Below are 16,531 nucleotides of genomic sequence, written 5' to 3'. Positions count from 1 at the left end.
TTCCAATGGACGCGGGCCGGAAACCCTTAGGCCCGGCCCGGAAGTCTCGATGCATGTTGATCTTTTGAACTTTCGCAGAAGCTCAATTCGCACGGCGCAATAGCATAGTTCCGCAATCAGGCAAACCGAGGAATGGCTTGGCGCCTCGGGCGGGCCTGCACGCTAAGACCGGCACTGCTCAGGTTTCAATGGCCGCCCGGCCCGAACCAGGGCGCCAGGAACGCAAACTGTTCGGGCCACTGCTGCACAGCACCATCCAGAAGCATCTTCACGGCGACATAGAAAATGATCACCAGGCCGATATAGGCGATCCAGCGGTACTTATGCAGGAGGCGAGCGACAAACGAAGCGGCGAAGCCCATCAGCGCAATCGACAGCGCCAAGCCGATGATCAGGACCGTCGGATGGTCCATCGCCGCGCCGGCGACTGCAAGGACGTTGTCGAGAGACATCGAAACGTCGGCAATGACGATCTGCCAGGCTGCCTGAGCGAAGGTCTTGCGCGGCCCCTTGCCGCCAATCGTCCCGCTTTTGTCATAATCGACATTCGACAACGCTTCCGTCGCGTCATGTTCCTGCTCGTAGCTGACACGCAACTCGCGCCACATCTTCCAGCACACCCAAAGCAGCAGCAGGCCGCCGGCTATGAGGAGAATGGGGCCGATGGTGAGAAGCCACTGGGTGATCAGAGCGAAGAAGATGCGAAGCACGGTGGCCGCCGCAATGCCGACGAGAATCGCCTTCTTGCGCTGATCCGACGGCAGGCCCGCCGCAGCAAGGCCGATGACGATGGCATTGTCGCCGGCAAGCACAAGGTCGATGGCAATGACCTGGAGCAGGGCCGCGAGGCCGGCGGCGGTAAAAATTTCCATCAGCTGGAATTTCCTTGCTTGGTCGCCAATCGTTCGTGCCCGGACGCCCTAACGTGTATGGTTCCCGTGCGTCAAGGCTCCATGGCGATAAAGACGGCAAACTGCCTACCGAGGGCGACATCTCCAGCAGCCGGTGAAAGCTGCCAATCGAACAGCGCCCCGGTCGTCAAGACGCATTGCACCGCAGACGCCCGCTCACAGTGCAGGCCCCAAACGAGGGTTGGAGCACAGAGGACAGGGTTGAAGCCCGCCGCCAGCGCAATAGATTTCGGGGACCGAAGGGTACGATGCCTAAAGTTCCTCACAGGAGAGGCTCGTGACGTCCGACAACACACCCGTCCCTTCCCGGGCACCAATCCTTTCCGGGGCAATCGGGGAGTACCGCGAGTTCGATCCTGCGGCCGCACTCGAAGGGCATTTCCAGTGTGCCTGGTCCAATACATTGCGCCCGGACGCGGCGAGCCTGTCGGCCGTGGTCCCCGACGGCTGCGTCGACATCACCTGGATCGACGGCCATCTGGTCGTGGCGGGCCCCGACGTGGCCGTTGCCCTCTCTATTCTGACACCTGGCTCTACGGTGATCGGCGCCCGCTTCCGACCGGGTGCGGCAAGCCGATGGCTCGGCCTGCCGATGTCGGAAATCGTCGGCGGCCGGGTGGCGCTCAGCCACTTCTGGGGAGCGCTTGCGCGCGAAATCGCCGAAAAAATTGGCGAGGCGTCCTCGACGATAGAGCGGATGCGGGCGATGCAAGCGGCACTCTGCAGGCTTGCGCCGGATGTCGAGCCGCCGCCTGCGGACACGGGATTTGCGTTCAACGCGCTGAAAACCGAATCCGCCGGTCCGGGCATGGCGGTGATCCTCGACCGGCTCGGCGTCAGCCCGCGAACGCTTCGCCGCCGCTGCCAGGAGGCTTTCGGCTATGGCCCGAAGACGCTCGACCGCATCCTCCGCTTCCAGCGGTTCCTGAACCTGGCGCGGCAGTCCACCGAGCCGCGTTTGGCCGGTCTGGCGTTCGAGGCGGGCTATTCCGACCAGGCGCATCTGACGCGCGAGGTGCGGCGCCTGTCGGGCTTCTCGCCGGCGACGGTTCTGCGGCAGCTCGGCGCCTGAGCTGGCCGTTTCGTTCAATACGCCACCGCCAACGCGGCCTAGTCTGCCTTCGTTGAAAGGAGGCAGATATGACGATCTACAAATCCCGCATCATCACCGTGTCCATCGACCGGGACTGGCGCGAAGTCTATGACTTCGCCTCCATCCCTGAGAATTCCAGCGCTGGGCGGCAGGCCTCGGCAGGCGCTTCGAAAGATCGGGCGAGGAATGGACCGCGGAGGACCCCGACGGCCGGGCCATCCGCATCCGCTTCTCCCGGCCGAACGAATACGGCGTCCTCGATCACATCGTCTTTGCCGATGACAAGGAAACCCGCAATGCGGTGCGCGTGGTTCCTAACGGGACCGGCGCGGAGGTCATGTTCGTGCTGTTGAGGACGCCGGACATGACGGAGGAGATATTCGCTGCCGACGCCGAGGCCGTGCAGCGCGACCTCAACAGCCTGAAGGCAATGCTCGAGCGCTGAGCATCCAAAAACCGCGAAAGGAGAAGATCATGGCCAAATCCAGCAACGACAAGCGCATCGATTATGTCGAGTTTTCCGTCGGCGACATCGCGCGCTCGCGCGACTTCTATGGAAAGGCGTTCGGCTGGTCCTTCAAGGACTACGGGCCGAGCTATTGCGAGTTCAACGACGGCCGCCTGACCGGCGGCTTCGCTCTGGGTGGCCAGGGCAAGGCGGCAGGCGGACCGCTGGTGATCCTTTATGCCGACAAGCTCGACGAGACCCAGCGCCATGTCGAGGAGGCCGGCGGAAAGATCGTCAAGCCCGCCTATTTCTTCCCGGGCGGCCGCCGCTTCCATTTCTCCGATCCGGACGGCTACGAGCTGGCCGTGTGGTCGGACAAGTGAAGAAGGTGAGGGGCGCCGAGCCGAGTCCGGTGCCTCTCGAATGGTTTGGGGGCGAATGGTTTAGGCGGGCCGCGCTCGGCGCCAGGAGCGGGGATTGAACACTGACCGGGCGAGCCACCAACGATCCGATTGCGCGGCTGGTGTCCCTGCGCTGAACCCCTTGGAGATGCCTGCCGCTGCTGTTGTAACAAATTGATCTCGCATCGTATAAGGCTGGCCTGAGGACCATCGCATACCGCACGGCGCATGACGGAACCGACACGAACGACAATACGGCAAAGGCTGTATGCTTTTTTGATTGCAGGCCTGGGCGGGCTGGCCGCATCGGCAATCTCGTTTTCAATGACGCTCTACGAAGCTGCCCATCCGCCAAAGGTGCCGGTTGTGCAGGCAGGCCAGCAAATCGATGCCGGTCGCTGGTTTGTGACCTTGCGAACGGCACGTGTCGGAACCGTGCCGCCGACAGGCGTTCCCCCATCGCGGCCCGTGCAGCTTGTGATGGTGGACATGGATGTGGTGAACCGTTCCGCCACCCCCAACAACGTGCTCCATCGCGTCGTCACGCTCAGCGCGCCGGCGCAAAAGCTGCCGATGCCAACGGGTTATCTCGATCGTGACAAGTATTTGGCGGGATATTTCAATCCCAACATGCCGGAACGCCTGACCATGGCCTGGGAGTGGCCGGCCGGTGTGCCCGTGCCCGACAAGGTGACGATCACCGTCACCGGCCAGATCTACAAGCTGCGCGACAATGTCTACGGCGCAAGCGGGTGGTTCGACCGTGATCCGGTTGCGACGGTCGACCTGCCGGTGGAGAAGGCGCCATGATGCGCATGCTGCGTTCGGCGCTGGCGCTGCTGTTGGCTGCCGCCGTGCTCTACGGCATGCAGCACACGCGCCCGCTGTACAGCGACATTACATCGCCGATAGTCGCTTCGGGCGGGATGAACAAGCGTGTGGAGGCCCGCGCCTTCGCGCTTTCGCTGGACAGCGCCAGGGTGGCGCGTGTTCTCAACGTCGAGACCTTCGGCAAGTCAAAGACCTACACGAGTTCCGGCGTATGGGTTGTGGTCGAAGGCGAGGCCGAGGCGAAATTCGAGACCCTGGGACTCACATCGGGCGAGTGGCTGAGCCGCAGCGGCATCCGTTATGTCCTGACCGACCGCTTGTGGGCGACGATCGAAATGATGCCGGGCGATGTCTACCAGCCCGGGCTGCCACGCCGGGTCCTTCTGGTGTTCGAAGTGCCGGAGGATGCCGTCGCCGACGGCACCGTCGTGGTCGCACCCACAAAATTGCTGCCGCTCGACGACGAGATCCGCATCGCCACGAACATTTCGGGCAAAGACATCGAGCCGGCGATCACCATCCGCCGCAACGAAGAAAGGCCGCCATGGACAGTTCTCCCGCAAAGGTGACGTCAACGCGCCGAGGCTACTGGCTGAGCATGATGGCGCTGGTGGTCGCACTGCCTGCCGCGCTGGCCGTGCAGACGTGGGGAAGCATCAAGGACTGGCGCTCCCAACATCTGCGCCAGCCGCTATCTGCGAGCTTGGGGCAGCCGGTCGATTATGCCGGCGCCAGCTGGACCGTGACACGCTTCACCAGACTGGCAGGCAGCGCGGGCAGCGCCGTCGTGCTTGCCGAATTCGAAGCTCTCGCTGCTGACCCGAAAGCGCTCGGCTCGGTACCTTGCGAGGTGCGGCTTTCCGATGGCAGCAGTCGCGAATGGCGGCCAACCCTGTTTGCCGATCCGGTGGTCAGGAAACAGTATCCGGAGCACGAGCAACGGTCCCTGTGCGGCGGCATGGCATTCGCCGCGACGGAGCCCGGCAAACCGGCACGGATGGCTGCCAGTTTTTCGATCCCACCTGCGGCGAGCGGCCTCAGGCTGTCGATCGCCCTCTACTCGGGGCTGCCGAGTTATCTCAGCGTCAGCGAGCCGCGGACCTGACGCCATTCGCTTCGCCAGCCATGGCGACCGCGGTCTCGAGCACGGCTGCAAGCAGCGCGACCCGGACCGGATCGAGCAGGATTCCTCCGTCGAGGTCGCTAGGGCTGCCGATGAACAGGCTGATGGCATCGGCGAAGATCTGCCAGGTCCCGAGATCGTGCGCTCCGATCAGCCTGGTCAGGCCATACCATGTCCAGGCGCCGGCCCACGAGATGGCCTGATAGGCGATGACGAAGGCGACAAGCGTGGCCAGGCCGGCACTGAGCGTCAGTTTGACGCAAGTCCAGACCGGCGAATAGCGGCTGCGGTAACCGCCAACGAAGTGAGACGCGAAATCCTTCAGCCACTTCTGCCAGGAGCTCGCTCGGGATGGCGCAGGACCGGGAGCGGCCGGCGCGGAAAGCTCATAGCCGTTGATGATCGCCGCCATCACCAGCCAGACAATCGGCAGCAACGCGAAAAAGAATAGATTCTGAAGCTGCTCGCCGAAGGGAAGCGGCCGGAATTCAACGGGAACGAACTGGCCGGCTGCGACCGCCTGACTTACCGGCGCAAGCAAATCGAGGCTGAGCTGTTGCAGCGCGGCGCCTGCGCCAAGCCAGCGGATCAACTGGTCCTTCCATACGCCGAGCGCGTAGAGGCCGATGAAGACCCAGGTTGCGTCCGTCGCTACGATCAGCAGCCGCCAGTAGGGATGAGACGCCCGCGCATCCAGTCGCTTGGCGGCAAAACGCACCAGCCAGCAGATGACGATCGACAGTGCCACGCCGCTTGACTGAAGAATGGCGAAGATGTCGACGCTCTTGCCGAAATCGGCCTGGGCGAGCGCCATGCGCGAATATTCGCGAACCGTATCGCCAAGAAAACCCCAGGCGGCATAATAGGCGAAGAACGGCAGGATCGCAGCGGCGGTAATCGCCAGGACCGGCTCGCGCTTTGTTTCGTCCACTGCCTTTTTGGCTTTTTGCCTCAGTGCCGCCACCGCCGGCATATGCGGCCGGAGCACCACGAACATCATGACCAGCACCGTAAGCTTGGCGAGGACCACCAGCGACAGCATGACCATTCCGCCTAGCGGGAATTGGAGGCCGATCGTCACGGCGCCCTGAAGCAGCAGACCACGAGCGATCATACCCAGGCAGCCGACAAGCAATAGCTGCGGCCAGTACTGGACAAGCAATCTCGCGGTTAAAGCAAGCGGCCGATATATGTCCTCAATTGCCGTGGTCATCGCGTCGGTTTCGTAGTCCGATCCTGGATTTTTGTTTCACCAAACGGTCCGCCTTCAGACCGTTGCGATCAAATTCAAACCACCTGGGGTTGAATACGATCGGAGGTATCGCAAGTTCACCTCATCCGCCTTGCAGGCGATGGCAGCTGCGGTTCAATCATGGCATTTGGCGTCCGTCAAATCCGTTCATGGCGCAGCCATGCTCGGCCAAGTTGTTTCCGGGCGATCGGGGATCCCGTCATCGTCCAAATCAATTCATCAATTCGCCAAAACCCTTTGGAATCACGTGGAAATCGAACCTGGCTCTTAACTGCGTTGAGTTATTGCCATGCCCCGTGCGCAGTCAATAGCTTGTGCTTTTCGAAGATCGCCAGTTTCTGCGGATAAGTGATCCGCACCTTGGCGTTGCACCCGTCGCATCTGAAGTGGGCGATGGTTTTCAGCGCAGAGCCCTTCCTTACCGCCGGATGCGAGCAATCCGGACAAGCGAATGTGAGGGCAACATCAGACAGGTCTTCGGCCAAACCCATTTCCATCTCCTTCGCAAGCGCTGTGGCTACGCTGTGGCGAGACTCAAAAGGCAATTACGATGCCAATCCGGCTGTGCCAAAGCGGGACTGGAAAGATTCGTCAGGGAAAGCCGCCAAGCTAGCGCGCCTGTTCTGCGCCCTTTGAACGACGAAGCGACCTGACCTCCTCCAGCAGTTCGCGCTCACTGGTCGTAATGTTTCGGAAGATTGCGACAATCATCACCGCCAAGGCTTCGGCATCCCGGCTCAAAGGGTCGATGTGTTCATCTGCGCAAACCTGATCGTACACGCGTTCACAAATAGCCAGATCGTGAGGGCTGAGGCGGGTGCGATTGAAACGCCGGTGCGGCATTGCGAACCTTCGAGGCTCGCTGCCCGTGCAAAAGAAGCGGGCCTTTGCACAAACGCGAACGGTCGAGTGGTTGTTCCCGGCTGCAAGCTTCTGTTGCACCGACCACCGGCAGGATCCGCATCTCGCCTCCACGCAATTACGCCAACGTGCGTCGTGGGATGGCGTATAAATCCGTCTGTGGTCGTCATTTGACGACTGTTCAAAGCGGTATCCGTTGAGCATTCTCAGCGCCAAGCGCGGGGGCGGAGATGTTTTTCAAACAGAATCCACAGAATTCAATGGATCATCTAACAGACGATCCCATTATCCGCTGCGATATCGCAGATCGGGTATTAAAGGCCGCCGAGAGCGATGGAAATCTGCCGATTGCGTGGCGCGTGTACAGATCGCCGCAAGTTGCAGAAAAAACCCGTCAAACCCGCGCGTCTCCTGGTCCAATGCATGTTGCCCAAAAGCATGCCCTCGGGGCCGGACACGAGGGTGCGCAGCCGAGCGGCCGGCGCCGCTTGGGGGGCGTGGGGTAAGAACGCTCGACGGCGCCGGCCAGGCGGATTGGGGGTCCGCCGCCGTTGGATAGTACCGATTTTGGCAAATCAAGTAATTCCGTTATCGCGGAATGTCACGAGCCGGTCGACAACGCTCAGTCCTTTGCATCGTCATCGTCTTGCACAGGGCCATCGTTTTCATCTGCCGGGCTTTCAAACCCGGCCAACTGCCGGTCGGCCACTTCTTTGGCGAGGCCCACCAGGGCGTCGACCTCTTGCATCTGGTCCACATGACCGCCATTGGCGACATGTTTGCGGATCCTCTTCAGTTGGTCGGAGGTTCGTCGCAACGTTTGCGCGATTGACAGCTTCTTGGCCACGCCTGCATCTCCTGCATCCCAACCAACCATCCAGACGAGCAAGCGTTCCGGCGGGAAGGCTTTTGCGGCAAAAAAGTCGATACTCCATCGACCGGCTCGATACAGCCCTCGCAACTGCGACAGGCCGTCGTGGCATAAGGTGCGCCGCAATGGGTCAACATGTCTGGCACCGCAATGCATGGGCATTGATGGGGGGCGAGTGGGGGCCCCGCCGCTTCGCAAATGGAGCGGCGGGGCTTTTTTGCGTTCTTCATTGGCAAGTGCACAATGATGCAGCAACTCACCAAAGATGATGCCTCTGGTGTGCTTGTTGGTTCTAATCCTGGAAGTCCGCGCCTTCCATTGAGCAAGTTCGAGTGGCCCGGCAGCTCTACTGGGGGACTGTCAGCAGGCCGCCGGGCCAAGACCAGCGGGCTTAAGAGGAGGCGCTGTGCTGGCTGAGCAAAATCTGCGCTCAAGACAACGCAATAGCATCATTCGAACGAACACTTCCGTCCATCCAGATCTCGTTGTTTTTGATGCCGGCTTCGACGCAGGGCAGGTGAGGGGCGGGCGCCGCTGACCTCTTAGTCGTCTGCGACGCCAAGGCCCGCTTTTCTTAGCGAGCCGAGGAACAACTCGACATCTTGCGGACGGGCCAACCGCGCCGAAACCACCTGGCGCATGTTCTTCACCAAATCAGGTTGATTTTGGTTCAGCCATGCGACCTCGCGATCAGCCGCGATTTTGTAGCCTCCCTCACCGAAAACGGCAGCGGCAAGCAAATGATAGATCGGATTCGACGGAAATGGCGATTTGTTGATCCACATAGCTGCCTGAGGATAATCCCCGCTGAAATACGAGCAAAGGGCCAGATCCACGTCATAGTAGCCTGGCCCCGGGTTCTTCTGACGCGCCTCCGCGATCAACTGGCATCCGTCATGCCAATTTCCAGAAACCGCCAGGCGCTCTCCATATTCGCCCATAAACTCGGTGTCGTTCGGGTTGATGGTCAAAGTCTGCTTGCCCACTTTCAATGCGGCATCGATCTCCTTGTGGAAATAGAGCGCAACCATTTCCGCCTGGCGTCCCCGGATGTTGACAGGATCAAGCCCCACAGATCGCCTTGCCGCCGCCAAGGCGCGATCGAGCGCAGCGGCGGACTCAGCGGGGTCGGCTGAAAACTCGAATCGGTAGTCATCTATGTAGATCAGCGAGAGAAGACCCCAAGCGGTGGCGTAGGTCGGAAAGCGGTCCACCGCCGTCTCAAGGCACGCGCGTACCGATGACCGGCTTTCTGCATCGACACCGACCCGATATGCGTAAAAAGAAAGCGTGCAAGAGTAGGCGGCCCAATCGTCGGGCGGATTGACGACGTGGAGATTGGCGTCTGCCTGGAAGATGACGCCATATGCCTGGGCCAGGCTCGATGACACATTACGCGCGATGTCCGTCTGGACCTCCACAAGCTGCGCCACTTTCAGCCCGCCATCATAGCTTTCTGCCCACAGAACCGAGTTGTCCGCCCGGTTGAGCAGCCGGACCCGAAGCCGGAAGGCATCGGTCGACAGGTTCACGCTTCCGGCCAGGACAAATCGTGCCGGCGAGATCGATGGATCCTCCCCCTTTGCGGCCGACTCCACGACCACGATATCCTTGAACTTGGAAAGCTGGCTGACGACTTCCTGCCTCAATCCACTGGCGATGGCCTTGGAGGCTTCCGTTCCTGAAAGGTCGTCAAACGTCTCGACCAGCAGTCGCGGGATCTCAGGCGAAGTCGGGCGAACGTCGCTCCTCGCCAATCCCAATGCCAGAACAGCCAATGCCGCGACGATTGCCGCAAGAGCCACCGTCAGCCATGATGCCTTCATCCATCGAGCAGGGGGCGGGACTTTCTCTGCCCGATTGAGCGGCAAGGCCGGCTCAATGGTCTCGAGGGGCGATCGCACCGAGAACGTTGGAACGTAACCGCCTTTCGCGATCGTGATGAGAATAGGATCGTCCTGTCCGGCAGTCAGGTAGTAACGCTCGAGCCCGCGCCGGAGGTGGCCAGCCTCGATGCGGACGATCGGATCCGTCTGCGGGTCGAAAGACATATCGCGTCCGAACACTTCGACTGCGATCGAATAGGCCTTGATACGATCACCGCGACCCGCCAGCGTCTCCTCCACCACATGGCTGAGGAAGCGGCGCTCGCGACCGGTTGCATCGAAGTCCGCGCTGTTGAGGATCCGGGCAAGCTGGGCACGACAATCCTCTGGGGCGAGCCTATGCTCCCTCCCTACGGCTGGTTCCGCCCGGATCACGTTGGTTCCCTCACCTGACGTTCTGGGGGTGACCACTCCCAGTTATATTTCATTTTTCGGCGGTTACCCTCGCTGCGCAATTTATATCCGCGAGCCTGTTCTTGCAATACTCCCAGTAGTCTGAACGGATAACGCTGGGACGACGGCGACGGTTCGCGCAATGCGCCGGCGGATGACAACGGATCAAAGAGTTAGGCGGCCTCGCCGGCAGCGCAGTTTGAATTTGCGATTTTACAGGCTTGGTGCCGACCAAGCTCGCTATGGATGTTGAGAAATTACCCTGTCGCCCACGTAACTTACATTCCACAGCCGCCTCCATGCGATAGGTTACGGTGGTCCAGGGAAAACACGAATCTGCGCCATGAGGATGGACGACGAACCAGCTGATAAAAAAAGAGCGGTCTCGGCGGCGGTGCGTCGGTTTCCGCAATTTGAATTGGCGATCCATCGGCTGATGGGCCGAAGTGAGGGTTTTCAGGATATGTGCGAGGAACTTGCTGAAGCGGAGCTTGCACTCTCGAGGATCGACATGGTCCCGCCGGCATTCCGCGAGTCCAGACGAGCCGAATGGCAGGGACTGGTGGATCGGTTGGTTGGGGAAGTCGGAGCGGTGCTGCACGCGGATGCCGGCAGGAAACCGCATTTCACGCCTTGGCCGCCACGCCAGAACTAAGCGGGGGCCGGCTTGGAATTTCTGTCTGGCAATCGAGCTCTACAAACTATAGCAGCCGTGCTTCCGGCCCGGCTTGTCGTCACGGTAAGCCCTAGCGGACCCGACGGGCTCGATTGCGCACGGGACTGCTGTTCCCGAAGTAGGCCCGGCACTGTCCATCCGTGACAGCAATAAATGAACCGCTGTCGACATGAAAGACGATCGGCAACCGATATCCATTAGCTGAGCGGCGCGAATAGATATATATTGTCACTGCGGGTGCAAGACGATCGCATCGGACATGAAGTAAAAGACGGAATTTGAGGGACTTCGATATGGGAATCATCCGAGCTCTCGTGTTGGCTTCGGCTGGAACAGCGGCAGCGCTGGTTGCAGTGCCGGCGATCGCTGCGGATGCTGCGACGCAACTTCCTGAAGCCGCGCCCATGCCTGCTGAAGCCGCGCCGGCCTGGACCTTCACCGCAGAACCCTATTTCTGGATGGCAGGAATGAAGGGCAGGGTCGGCGTCAGGGGCCTGCCGCCGGTCGATATCGACGTCGATTTCGGCCAGATCTTTGACCACATCGATTGGTCTCCCCCGCCGGTCATGCTTGCCGGTGAGGCGCGCAATGGCCGCTACGCTCTGTTCACCGACTTCATCTACCTGGGCCTCGAGGCCGACGGCACGTCGCCCGGCCCGTTGGCTCTTTTTTCGGCCGAAGCGAACATGAACACGGTGGTGTGGACCTTCGGCGGCTCCTATCGGGTCTTCGACAATGGCACCGCGACCTTGGACGTTCTAGCCGGCGGACGGCTTTGGCACCTCTATGCGGATCTGACCGTTACTGGCCCTCTCGCCGTAAGAGAGGCCAGCGGCAGCCAGACTTGGGTCGACCCCATTATTGGCGTGGCCGGCGATGTCGCTCTTGGTAACGGATTCGGACTCCATGGCGAGGCGGATGTCGGTGGCTTCGGCCTTGGCGCCGACCTCGATTGGCAAGTGCAGGGCACGCTTCAATACCGGTACAGTGATTCGGTCACGCTGGAAGCGGGCTATCGCTACCTTGCCGTGGACTACGACGACGACGGATTTGTGTTTGACATAGCAATGCAGGGACCAATCATCGGCGCCAGGTTCCGGTTCTGATTGGCTCTGCGCCTGAGACGACTTCGAAACGGGAGAAGAGTTTGGGAAACTGTTTCGTGAGCCTGTCCCAAGTCAGGCGTATCAGCAACGTCTTGTTGGCGTCGGCGTTGGTTGGCCTGCTGTCGGGGTGCGCGTCCCGTCCGACGAATGTGCTGCTGCCCGTGGCCGATACCTCGCCTTCCTCCAGCAAGGTGGAGATGCTGGTCGCAACGACACGCAGTCGTTCCTCCAATCCGGCACAAATGTATACGGGCGAGCGCGGACTGGCCCCCTCGTTCGCGGAAATCACGGTTTCGATCCCTCCGCCTTCGGTCCGCAAGGTTGGAGAGGTCGCATGGCCCAAGAAGCTGCCGTCAAACCCGGCGACCGATTTTGCCGTCGTGCAGGCCCAGGAATTGACGCTCGAGACAGCGAAGGGGTGGCTTAGCGCCTCTGTCAGGAAGAGCCCGGATCACAGCGTCCTCGTCTTCATTCACGGATTCAACAATCGCTTTGAAGACGCGGTCTACCGTTTTGCGCAGATCGCGAAGGACACCGACACGCAGAGCGTCCCGATCCTGGTCACATGGCCCTCCCGAGGCAGTGCGCTGGCTTATGGCTACGATCGTGAAAGCACCAACTACACGCGAAATGCGCTTGAACTGCTGTTCCAATATCTTGCACGCGATCCCCAGATAAAGGAAGTTTCGATCCTCGCCCATTCGATGGGCAACTGGCTTGCGTTGGAAGGCTTGCGCCAGATGGCCATCCGCAATGGCGGCCTTCCGGCGAAGTTCAAGAACGTCATGCTGGCCGCGCCAGACGTCGACGTCGATGTTTTTCGCACTCAGATTGCCGACATGGGCAAACAGCACCCGCAGTTCACCCTCTTTGTCTCGCAGGACGATCGCGCGCTCAAAGTTTCGCGACGGGTCTGGGGCGACATCCCCCGGCTCGGATCGATTGATCCGGAACAAGCTCCATACAAGGAAGATCTCGCCAGCAACAACATAACCGTCATCGATCTGACGAAAGTCAAATCCGGCGATCCTTTGCATCACGGCAAGTTCGCCTCGTCACCGCAGGTCGTTCAACTGATTGGGGCGCGTATGGCCGGCGGCCAGACGTTGACCGACAACAGGATAGGCCTGGGCGATACCATCATTCACGCAACGACCGGTGTGGCGGCAGCGGCGGGCAGCGCGGCAGGGTTGGTGATTGCGGCACCTGTTGCAGCGGTCGATCAAAACAGCAGGGAAAATTTGGGCAATCACATCGGCGCCTTGACGGGTTCCCAGGCCAACCAGAAATCGAGTGCTGGCAAGGAATGCGTTGGCTCCGCCACAAAAGGTTGCAAGAAGTAGGCCCTCGGTTGGCCTGCGCGGAGTAATTTCGAGGTTGGCGCACGACTCCTCAAACGCTCGGCTGCGGCTTTGTTGTTGCCCTGTTACGTGCTTGCCCACGTAAATTACATTCCGCCCCGGATTTTTGGGCCTACCATCCATGCAGAGCGAAAGAAGTAGTCGTCGAGGTATCACACTCGAAGGGCTCTGATGCGAGTTGCTGTCGTCCTGGACCGAACCATGGATGCGACGGCAGGGGGCGCAGGAAAGCGTATGATATTGCTCAGGGAGCCTCTGCTACATTTTGCTGTCATCGGTGCGATCCTGTTTGGCGGCTATTCCTGGCTGAACGACAGGCAAACCGAAGCGACAGCCGCCGAGCCGATCCGGATCGGTGAAGGCGACGTGCGCTGGCTCAAGCAGACTTGGTCGAGCCAATGGCTGCGTGAGCCAACCGCCGATGAGCTCAAGGGTCTCGTCGACGATCTGCTGAATGAGAAAGTGATGGCGCGCGAAGCGCAGGAGATAGGCCTCGACAAGGACGACACCATCATCCGCCGCCGCCTGGCGCAAAAGCTGAAATTCCTTGTTGAGGACACCGCCCAGCTTGCCGAGCCGACCGAAGCGGAACTGCGGCAGTTCCATGCGGCCAACCCTGCACCCTTCGAGACGCCCGGAAAACTCTCGTTCAGGCAGGTCTACTTCAACCCGGAGCATCGCAAGGATGCCGCGGCGGACGCGACCGCCGCGCTGGGTGCGCTGTCAGCGAATACAGAGGACGGTTCGACCGCGGGCGACCGGCTGCTGTTCGGCGACAGCTTCGCCGATACCGACGAGTTGGCACTGTCCGGAATGTTCGGTGCCGATTTTGCGCGCGCGGTGTTTGCACTCGAAGCCGGCGGATGGCAGGGGCCGACGAAATCCGGCTATGGCTTTCATCTGGTGCTCGTCACGCAGCGTACAGCGACCACCCTGAAGCCCTTCGAGACGGTCAGGGATGCGGTCCTTTCTGAGTGGCGCTCTGCGAAGCAGACCGAGGTCAGCCGCGATTATCTGATCGCGCTGCGCAACAAGTTTGGCGTCGAGCTGGACGACACCACGAAAGCGGTATTGGGGCCCGAGCCCGCACCGAAAGTGGCCACGCAATGAACCCGCTGACCAAATGGTCTGCACTCGTCCGAGGTGCCCGCGCCGCGACGGGGTGCGTTCGGCTGGTCGTGCTGACAGCGGCCATCGCCATGCTGTTCTCGCAGGTTGCCTCGGCGCACGAGGTGCGCCCAGCCTACCTCAGCGTTCAGGAAGAGGCGCCGAACGAGTTCAGCGTGCTGTTCAAGACACCGATGCAGGGTGACGCGCGTCTGGCGCTGTCGGCAGCATTCTCGGGCAAGGTCGAGAACCTCACGCCGGTCGTCTCGCGCCCGACCGGCGACGCAATGGTGCAGACCTGGCAGATGCGCGCGGTCGAGCCGTTGGAAGGCCAGGTGGTATCGATTGACGGCCTGCAAAACACGATGACCGATGCGCTCGTGCGCGTTGAGTTCGCCAGCGGCGACGTGTGGATCGAGCGGCTGACGCCCGGCGCCCCGGAAGCGACGGTTCCTGCAACTCCAAGCCGCTGGTTTACGGCCGCCACTTATTTCAAACTTGGCGTCGAGCACATTCTGTCAGGCTTCGATCATCTGCTTTTCGTGCTTGCCCTGCTCATCATCACCGAGGGCTCGTGGCGGCTCGTCAAGACGGTCACCGCCTTTACCGTTGCGCACAGCATCACGCTGGCGCTGGCGACGCTCGGCTTTGTTAGCGTACCCTCGCCGCCGGTCGAGGCGGTGATTGCGTTGTCGATCGCGTTCGTCGCAGTCGAGATCGTCCACGTACGGCAGGGGCGCAGAAGTTTAGCCGCTCGAGCACCCTGGCTGGTAGCATTTGCTTTCGGGCTTCTCCATGGCTTCGGTTTTGCCGGCGCCCTTAGCGAGATTGGACTGCCGGCGGGACAGATTCCCGTTGCGCTACTGTTCTTCAACCTCGGAGTGGAAGTCGGACAGCTTCTTTTTGTCGGAGCCGTACTTGCGCTTGTCACACTGATCCAGGTCCGCAGGCGATCGCTGCCGGCCTGGCTGGATCTCGTGCCGCCATACGCTATCGGCACGATTGCAATGTTCTGGGTGATCGAACGTGTGGCGACCTTTTGAGATTGTCGGGAAGGGCGGCATATGAACACCTCGCGCAGGGATCGGCGAACCGGGCTGACAAGCGCAGCACTGGCATCGCTGATGTGCATGATTGCCGCGGCGTTCCTACTGACCGCGACGCCGGTGCATGCTTGTGTGCTCTGTATGCCCTATCCCAAGGTGACGAATGCCGACCAGGTCGTCGCGAGCGGCACGGCGGTCTTCGCGCGCGAGAATCCGGCAAGACCTTTCTCCTACGTGGTGCTGGAAACATTCAAGGGACGCTACGACGGCAGCGCCATCCCTCTGTTCCTCGATTCGACGACGGCCCGCGCCCTCCAGCTGTATCCGGCTCTCCAGGTTATTCTTGTCCAGAACGGCCCCGGCGGGGCGTGGAGGGCGCTTGGCATGGCGGGGCGCGAGTATCAAAATGTAATGCGCCAGGTGGCGCAATGGAACAAGAGCTCGAAGACGCTGGCCGAACGCGCGGTGTTCTTCGCTACTTACCTCCGGCACGAAGATCGCAGGCTCGCCGAACTGGCCTTCCTCGAGGTCGCGCGCGCGCCTTACGCAACGCTGCGCGATCTCAAGACAAGAGTTGCGCGCGACGACATCTTTCGAATCGTCAACGATTTGTTTCATGTCGAATGGCATGGGCTCTACATCCTCATGCTCGGCATGTCGGACCGCCCGGACGACATCGCCTTCGTTCGCGGAAAACTAAAGACCGCGGCAAAGTATGGGCTGACGATCAACCTCGGTGCCTACGCCACTGCGCTCATCGAGATGACCGGCGCGGACGGGGTGACGCAGCTCGCGGAAGAATACTTCGTCGAGCCGGTCCGAAGTCATGCAGAGCTGGTCGAAATCGTGAAAGCACTGTCGGTACAGGGGACGGGCGGGGCAGTCGAACTGCGGTCAGCGATCATCGAAGCTTACGGTCGCCTGCTCGCGCATCACCCCGAGCTTGCCGGGAATGTCGCAAATGACCTGTCCGATTGGAAAGTGGTTCGTTTCGTGCCCAGGCTGCGTGAAATTCTGAATGCGGGCGTTGGTCTGGACGACGCATCGCATTTCGCGATCGCTATGTACCTTTCAAGGGCTGATGAAGGCGGGAGTTCCAAGGCCGTGTTCACGCGGTCCGGTGGTCTCCGATGAGCAGTTTTCCTCGGAATAATTGGCTTCGGCA

General features: G+C 60.9%; 17 protein-coding genes and 1 pseudogene. 12 read left to right on the top strand and 6 right to left on the bottom strand.

All coding sequences use genetic code 11. From position 1 onward, the window contains the following. Nucleotides 1-185: 185 nt before the first annotated feature. Nucleotides 186-872: a TerC family protein gene (locus tag AC0L2Z_RS17245; RefSeq protein ID WP_023801832.1), complete on the bottom strand. Its 687-nt coding sequence runs from the start codon at nt 870-872 to the stop codon at nt 186-188. A gap of 316 nt (nt 873-1,188) precedes the next feature. Here AC0L2Z_RS17245 and AC0L2Z_RS17240 point away from each other — a divergent pair, with 316 nt between their 5' ends. The 6 genes and pseudogenes from AC0L2Z_RS17240 to AC0L2Z_RS17215 all read left to right on the top strand — a co-directional run bounded on the left by AC0L2Z_RS17240 (nt 1,189) and on the right by AC0L2Z_RS17215 (nt 4,789). Continuing rightward, entirely contained in the window at nt 1,189-1,983 is a 795-nt protein-coding gene (locus AC0L2Z_RS17240) for a helix-turn-helix domain-containing protein (protein ID WP_473628856.1), read from the top strand. Nucleotides 1,984-2,051: 68 nt separating this feature from the next. Continuing rightward, nucleotides 2,052-2,449, top strand: a pseudogene (locus AC0L2Z_RS17235) (SRPBCC family protein). Nucleotides 2,450-2,478: 29 nt separating this feature from the next. Then, a complete protein-coding gene (locus tag AC0L2Z_RS17230; RefSeq protein ID WP_473628855.1) occupies nt 2,479-2,835 on the top strand; it encodes a VOC family protein in 357 nt (118 codons plus the stop codon). A gap of 342 nt (nt 2,836-3,177) precedes the next feature. Further along, nucleotides 3,178-3,663, top strand: a complete 486-nt coding sequence (locus AC0L2Z_RS17225; protein WP_128172544.1) for a hypothetical protein — start codon at nt 3,178-3,180, stop codon at nt 3,661-3,663. Then, on the top strand, nt 3,660-4,253 hold the full coding sequence (locus tag AC0L2Z_RS17220) for a hypothetical protein (RefSeq protein ID WP_287174818.1): 594 nt from the start codon (nt 3,660-3,662) through the stop codon (nt 4,251-4,253). The genes AC0L2Z_RS17225 and AC0L2Z_RS17220 overlap by 4 nt, the downstream gene beginning before the upstream one ends. Beyond that, nucleotides 4,229-4,789: a hypothetical protein gene (locus tag AC0L2Z_RS17215; protein ID WP_473628854.1), complete on the top strand. Its 561-nt coding sequence runs from the start codon at nt 4,229-4,231 to the stop codon at nt 4,787-4,789. The genes AC0L2Z_RS17220 and AC0L2Z_RS17215 overlap by 25 nt, the downstream gene beginning before the upstream one ends. Here the strand turns inward: AC0L2Z_RS17215 and AC0L2Z_RS17210 are convergent. The 5 genes from AC0L2Z_RS17210 to AC0L2Z_RS17190 form a co-directional block, all read right to left on the bottom strand. After that, nucleotides 4,770-5,921 carry a hypothetical protein gene (locus AC0L2Z_RS17210; RefSeq protein ID WP_287260015.1) on the bottom strand — a complete coding sequence of 384 codons (1,152 nt, stop codon included), beginning with the start codon at nt 5,919-5,921 and terminating at the stop codon, nt 4,770-4,772. The genes AC0L2Z_RS17215 and AC0L2Z_RS17210 overlap by 20 nt on opposite strands. A 419-nt stretch (nt 5,922-6,340) precedes the next feature. After that, entirely contained in the window at nt 6,341-6,550 is a 210-nt protein-coding gene (locus AC0L2Z_RS17205) for a hypothetical protein (protein WP_023801824.1), read from the bottom strand. A gap of 118 nt (nt 6,551-6,668) precedes the next feature. After that, nucleotides 6,669-6,902 (bottom strand): hypothetical protein, encoded by a 234-nt coding sequence (locus tag AC0L2Z_RS17200; RefSeq protein ID WP_023801823.1) that lies wholly within the window; start codon nt 6,900-6,902, stop codon nt 6,669-6,671. Between the two features lie 640 nt (nt 6,903-7,542). Further along, nucleotides 7,543-7,767, bottom strand: a complete 225-nt coding sequence (locus AC0L2Z_RS17195) for a hypothetical protein (RefSeq protein ID WP_128169547.1) — start codon at nt 7,765-7,767, stop codon at nt 7,543-7,545. 566 nt (nt 7,768-8,333) lie between these two features. Beyond that, entirely contained in the window at nt 8,334-10,049 is a 1,716-nt protein-coding gene (locus AC0L2Z_RS17190; protein ID WP_473628882.1) for a hypothetical protein, read from the bottom strand. 364 nt (nt 10,050-10,413) lie between these two features. Here AC0L2Z_RS17190 and AC0L2Z_RS17185 point away from each other — a divergent pair, with 364 nt between their 5' ends. The 6 genes from AC0L2Z_RS17185 (at nt 10,414) to AC0L2Z_RS17160 (ending at nt 16,500) form a co-directional block, all read left to right on the top strand. Continuing rightward, nucleotides 10,414-10,725, top strand: a complete 312-nt coding sequence (locus AC0L2Z_RS17185; protein ID WP_128169549.1) for a hypothetical protein — start codon at nt 10,414-10,416, stop codon at nt 10,723-10,725. 314 nt (nt 10,726-11,039) lie between these two features. Continuing rightward, nucleotides 11,040-11,852: a porin family protein gene (locus AC0L2Z_RS17180; protein ID WP_473628853.1), complete on the top strand. Its 813-nt coding sequence runs from the start codon at nt 11,040-11,042 to the stop codon at nt 11,850-11,852. 62 nt (nt 11,853-11,914) lie between these two features. Next, nucleotides 11,915-13,195: an alpha/beta hydrolase gene (locus AC0L2Z_RS17175; protein ID WP_287260183.1), complete on the top strand. Its 1,281-nt coding sequence runs from the start codon at nt 11,915-11,917 to the stop codon at nt 13,193-13,195. Nucleotides 13,196-13,414: 219 nt separating this feature from the next. Further along, nucleotides 13,415-14,323: a peptidyl-prolyl cis-trans isomerase gene (locus AC0L2Z_RS17170; protein WP_287260010.1), complete on the top strand. Its 909-nt coding sequence runs from the start codon at nt 13,415-13,417 to the stop codon at nt 14,321-14,323. After that, nucleotides 14,320-15,363: a HupE/UreJ family protein gene (locus tag AC0L2Z_RS17165; protein WP_473628852.1), complete on the top strand. Its 1,044-nt coding sequence runs from the start codon at nt 14,320-14,322 to the stop codon at nt 15,361-15,363. Before AC0L2Z_RS17170 ends, AC0L2Z_RS17165 begins: the two co-directional genes overlap by 4 nt. 21 nt (nt 15,364-15,384) lie before the next feature. Then, complete coding sequence (locus AC0L2Z_RS17160; protein ID WP_287260009.1) at nt 15,385-16,500, top strand: hypothetical protein; 1,116 nt, start codon at nt 15,385-15,387, stop codon at nt 16,498-16,500. The last annotated feature ends 31 nt before the right edge of the window (nt 16,501-16,531 follow it).

The organism is Mesorhizobium sp. WSM4850, assembly GCF_055811735.1.
Note: the sequence above shows the minus strand (reverse complement) of the source record. Positions and strands in the feature narration are given on the sequence as shown.

Coding starts and splice junctions, on each gene's coding strand:
- AC0L2Z_RS17205 (WP_023801824.1), bottom strand. CDS start 6,550: ATGGGTTTGGCCGAAGACCTGTCTGATGTTGCCCTCACATTCGCTTGT.
- AC0L2Z_RS17170 (WP_287260010.1), top strand. CDS start 13,415: ATGGATGCGACGGCAGGGGGCGCAGGAAAGCGTATGATATTGCTCAGG.
- AC0L2Z_RS17210 (WP_287260015.1), bottom strand. CDS start 5,921: ATGATCGCTCGTGGTCTGCTGCTTCAGGGCGCCGTGACGATCGGCCTC.
- AC0L2Z_RS17200 (WP_023801823.1), bottom strand. CDS start 6,902: ATGCCGCACCGGCGTTTCAATCGCACCCGCCTCAGCCCTCACGATCTG.
- AC0L2Z_RS17215 (WP_473628854.1), top strand. CDS start 4,229: ATGGACAGTTCTCCCGCAAAGGTGACGTCAACGCGCCGAGGCTACTGG.
- AC0L2Z_RS17230 (WP_473628855.1), top strand. CDS start 2,479: ATGGCCAAATCCAGCAACGACAAGCGCATCGATTATGTCGAGTTTTCC.
- AC0L2Z_RS17180 (WP_473628853.1), top strand. CDS start 11,040: ATGGGAATCATCCGAGCTCTCGTGTTGGCTTCGGCTGGAACAGCGGCA.
- AC0L2Z_RS17245 (WP_023801832.1), bottom strand. CDS start 872: ATGGAAATTTTTACCGCCGCCGGCCTCGCGGCCCTGCTCCAGGTCATT.
- AC0L2Z_RS17225 (WP_128172544.1), top strand. CDS start 3,178: ATGACGCTCTACGAAGCTGCCCATCCGCCAAAGGTGCCGGTTGTGCAG.
- AC0L2Z_RS17165 (WP_473628852.1), top strand. CDS start 14,320: ATGAACCCGCTGACCAAATGGTCTGCACTCGTCCGAGGTGCCCGCGCC.
- AC0L2Z_RS17220 (WP_287174818.1), top strand. CDS start 3,660: ATGATGCGCATGCTGCGTTCGGCGCTGGCGCTGCTGTTGGCTGCCGCC.
- AC0L2Z_RS17160 (WP_287260009.1), top strand. CDS start 15,385: ATGAACACCTCGCGCAGGGATCGGCGAACCGGGCTGACAAGCGCAGCA.
- AC0L2Z_RS17185 (WP_128169549.1), top strand. CDS start 10,414: ATGAGGATGGACGACGAACCAGCTGATAAAAAAAGAGCGGTCTCGGCG.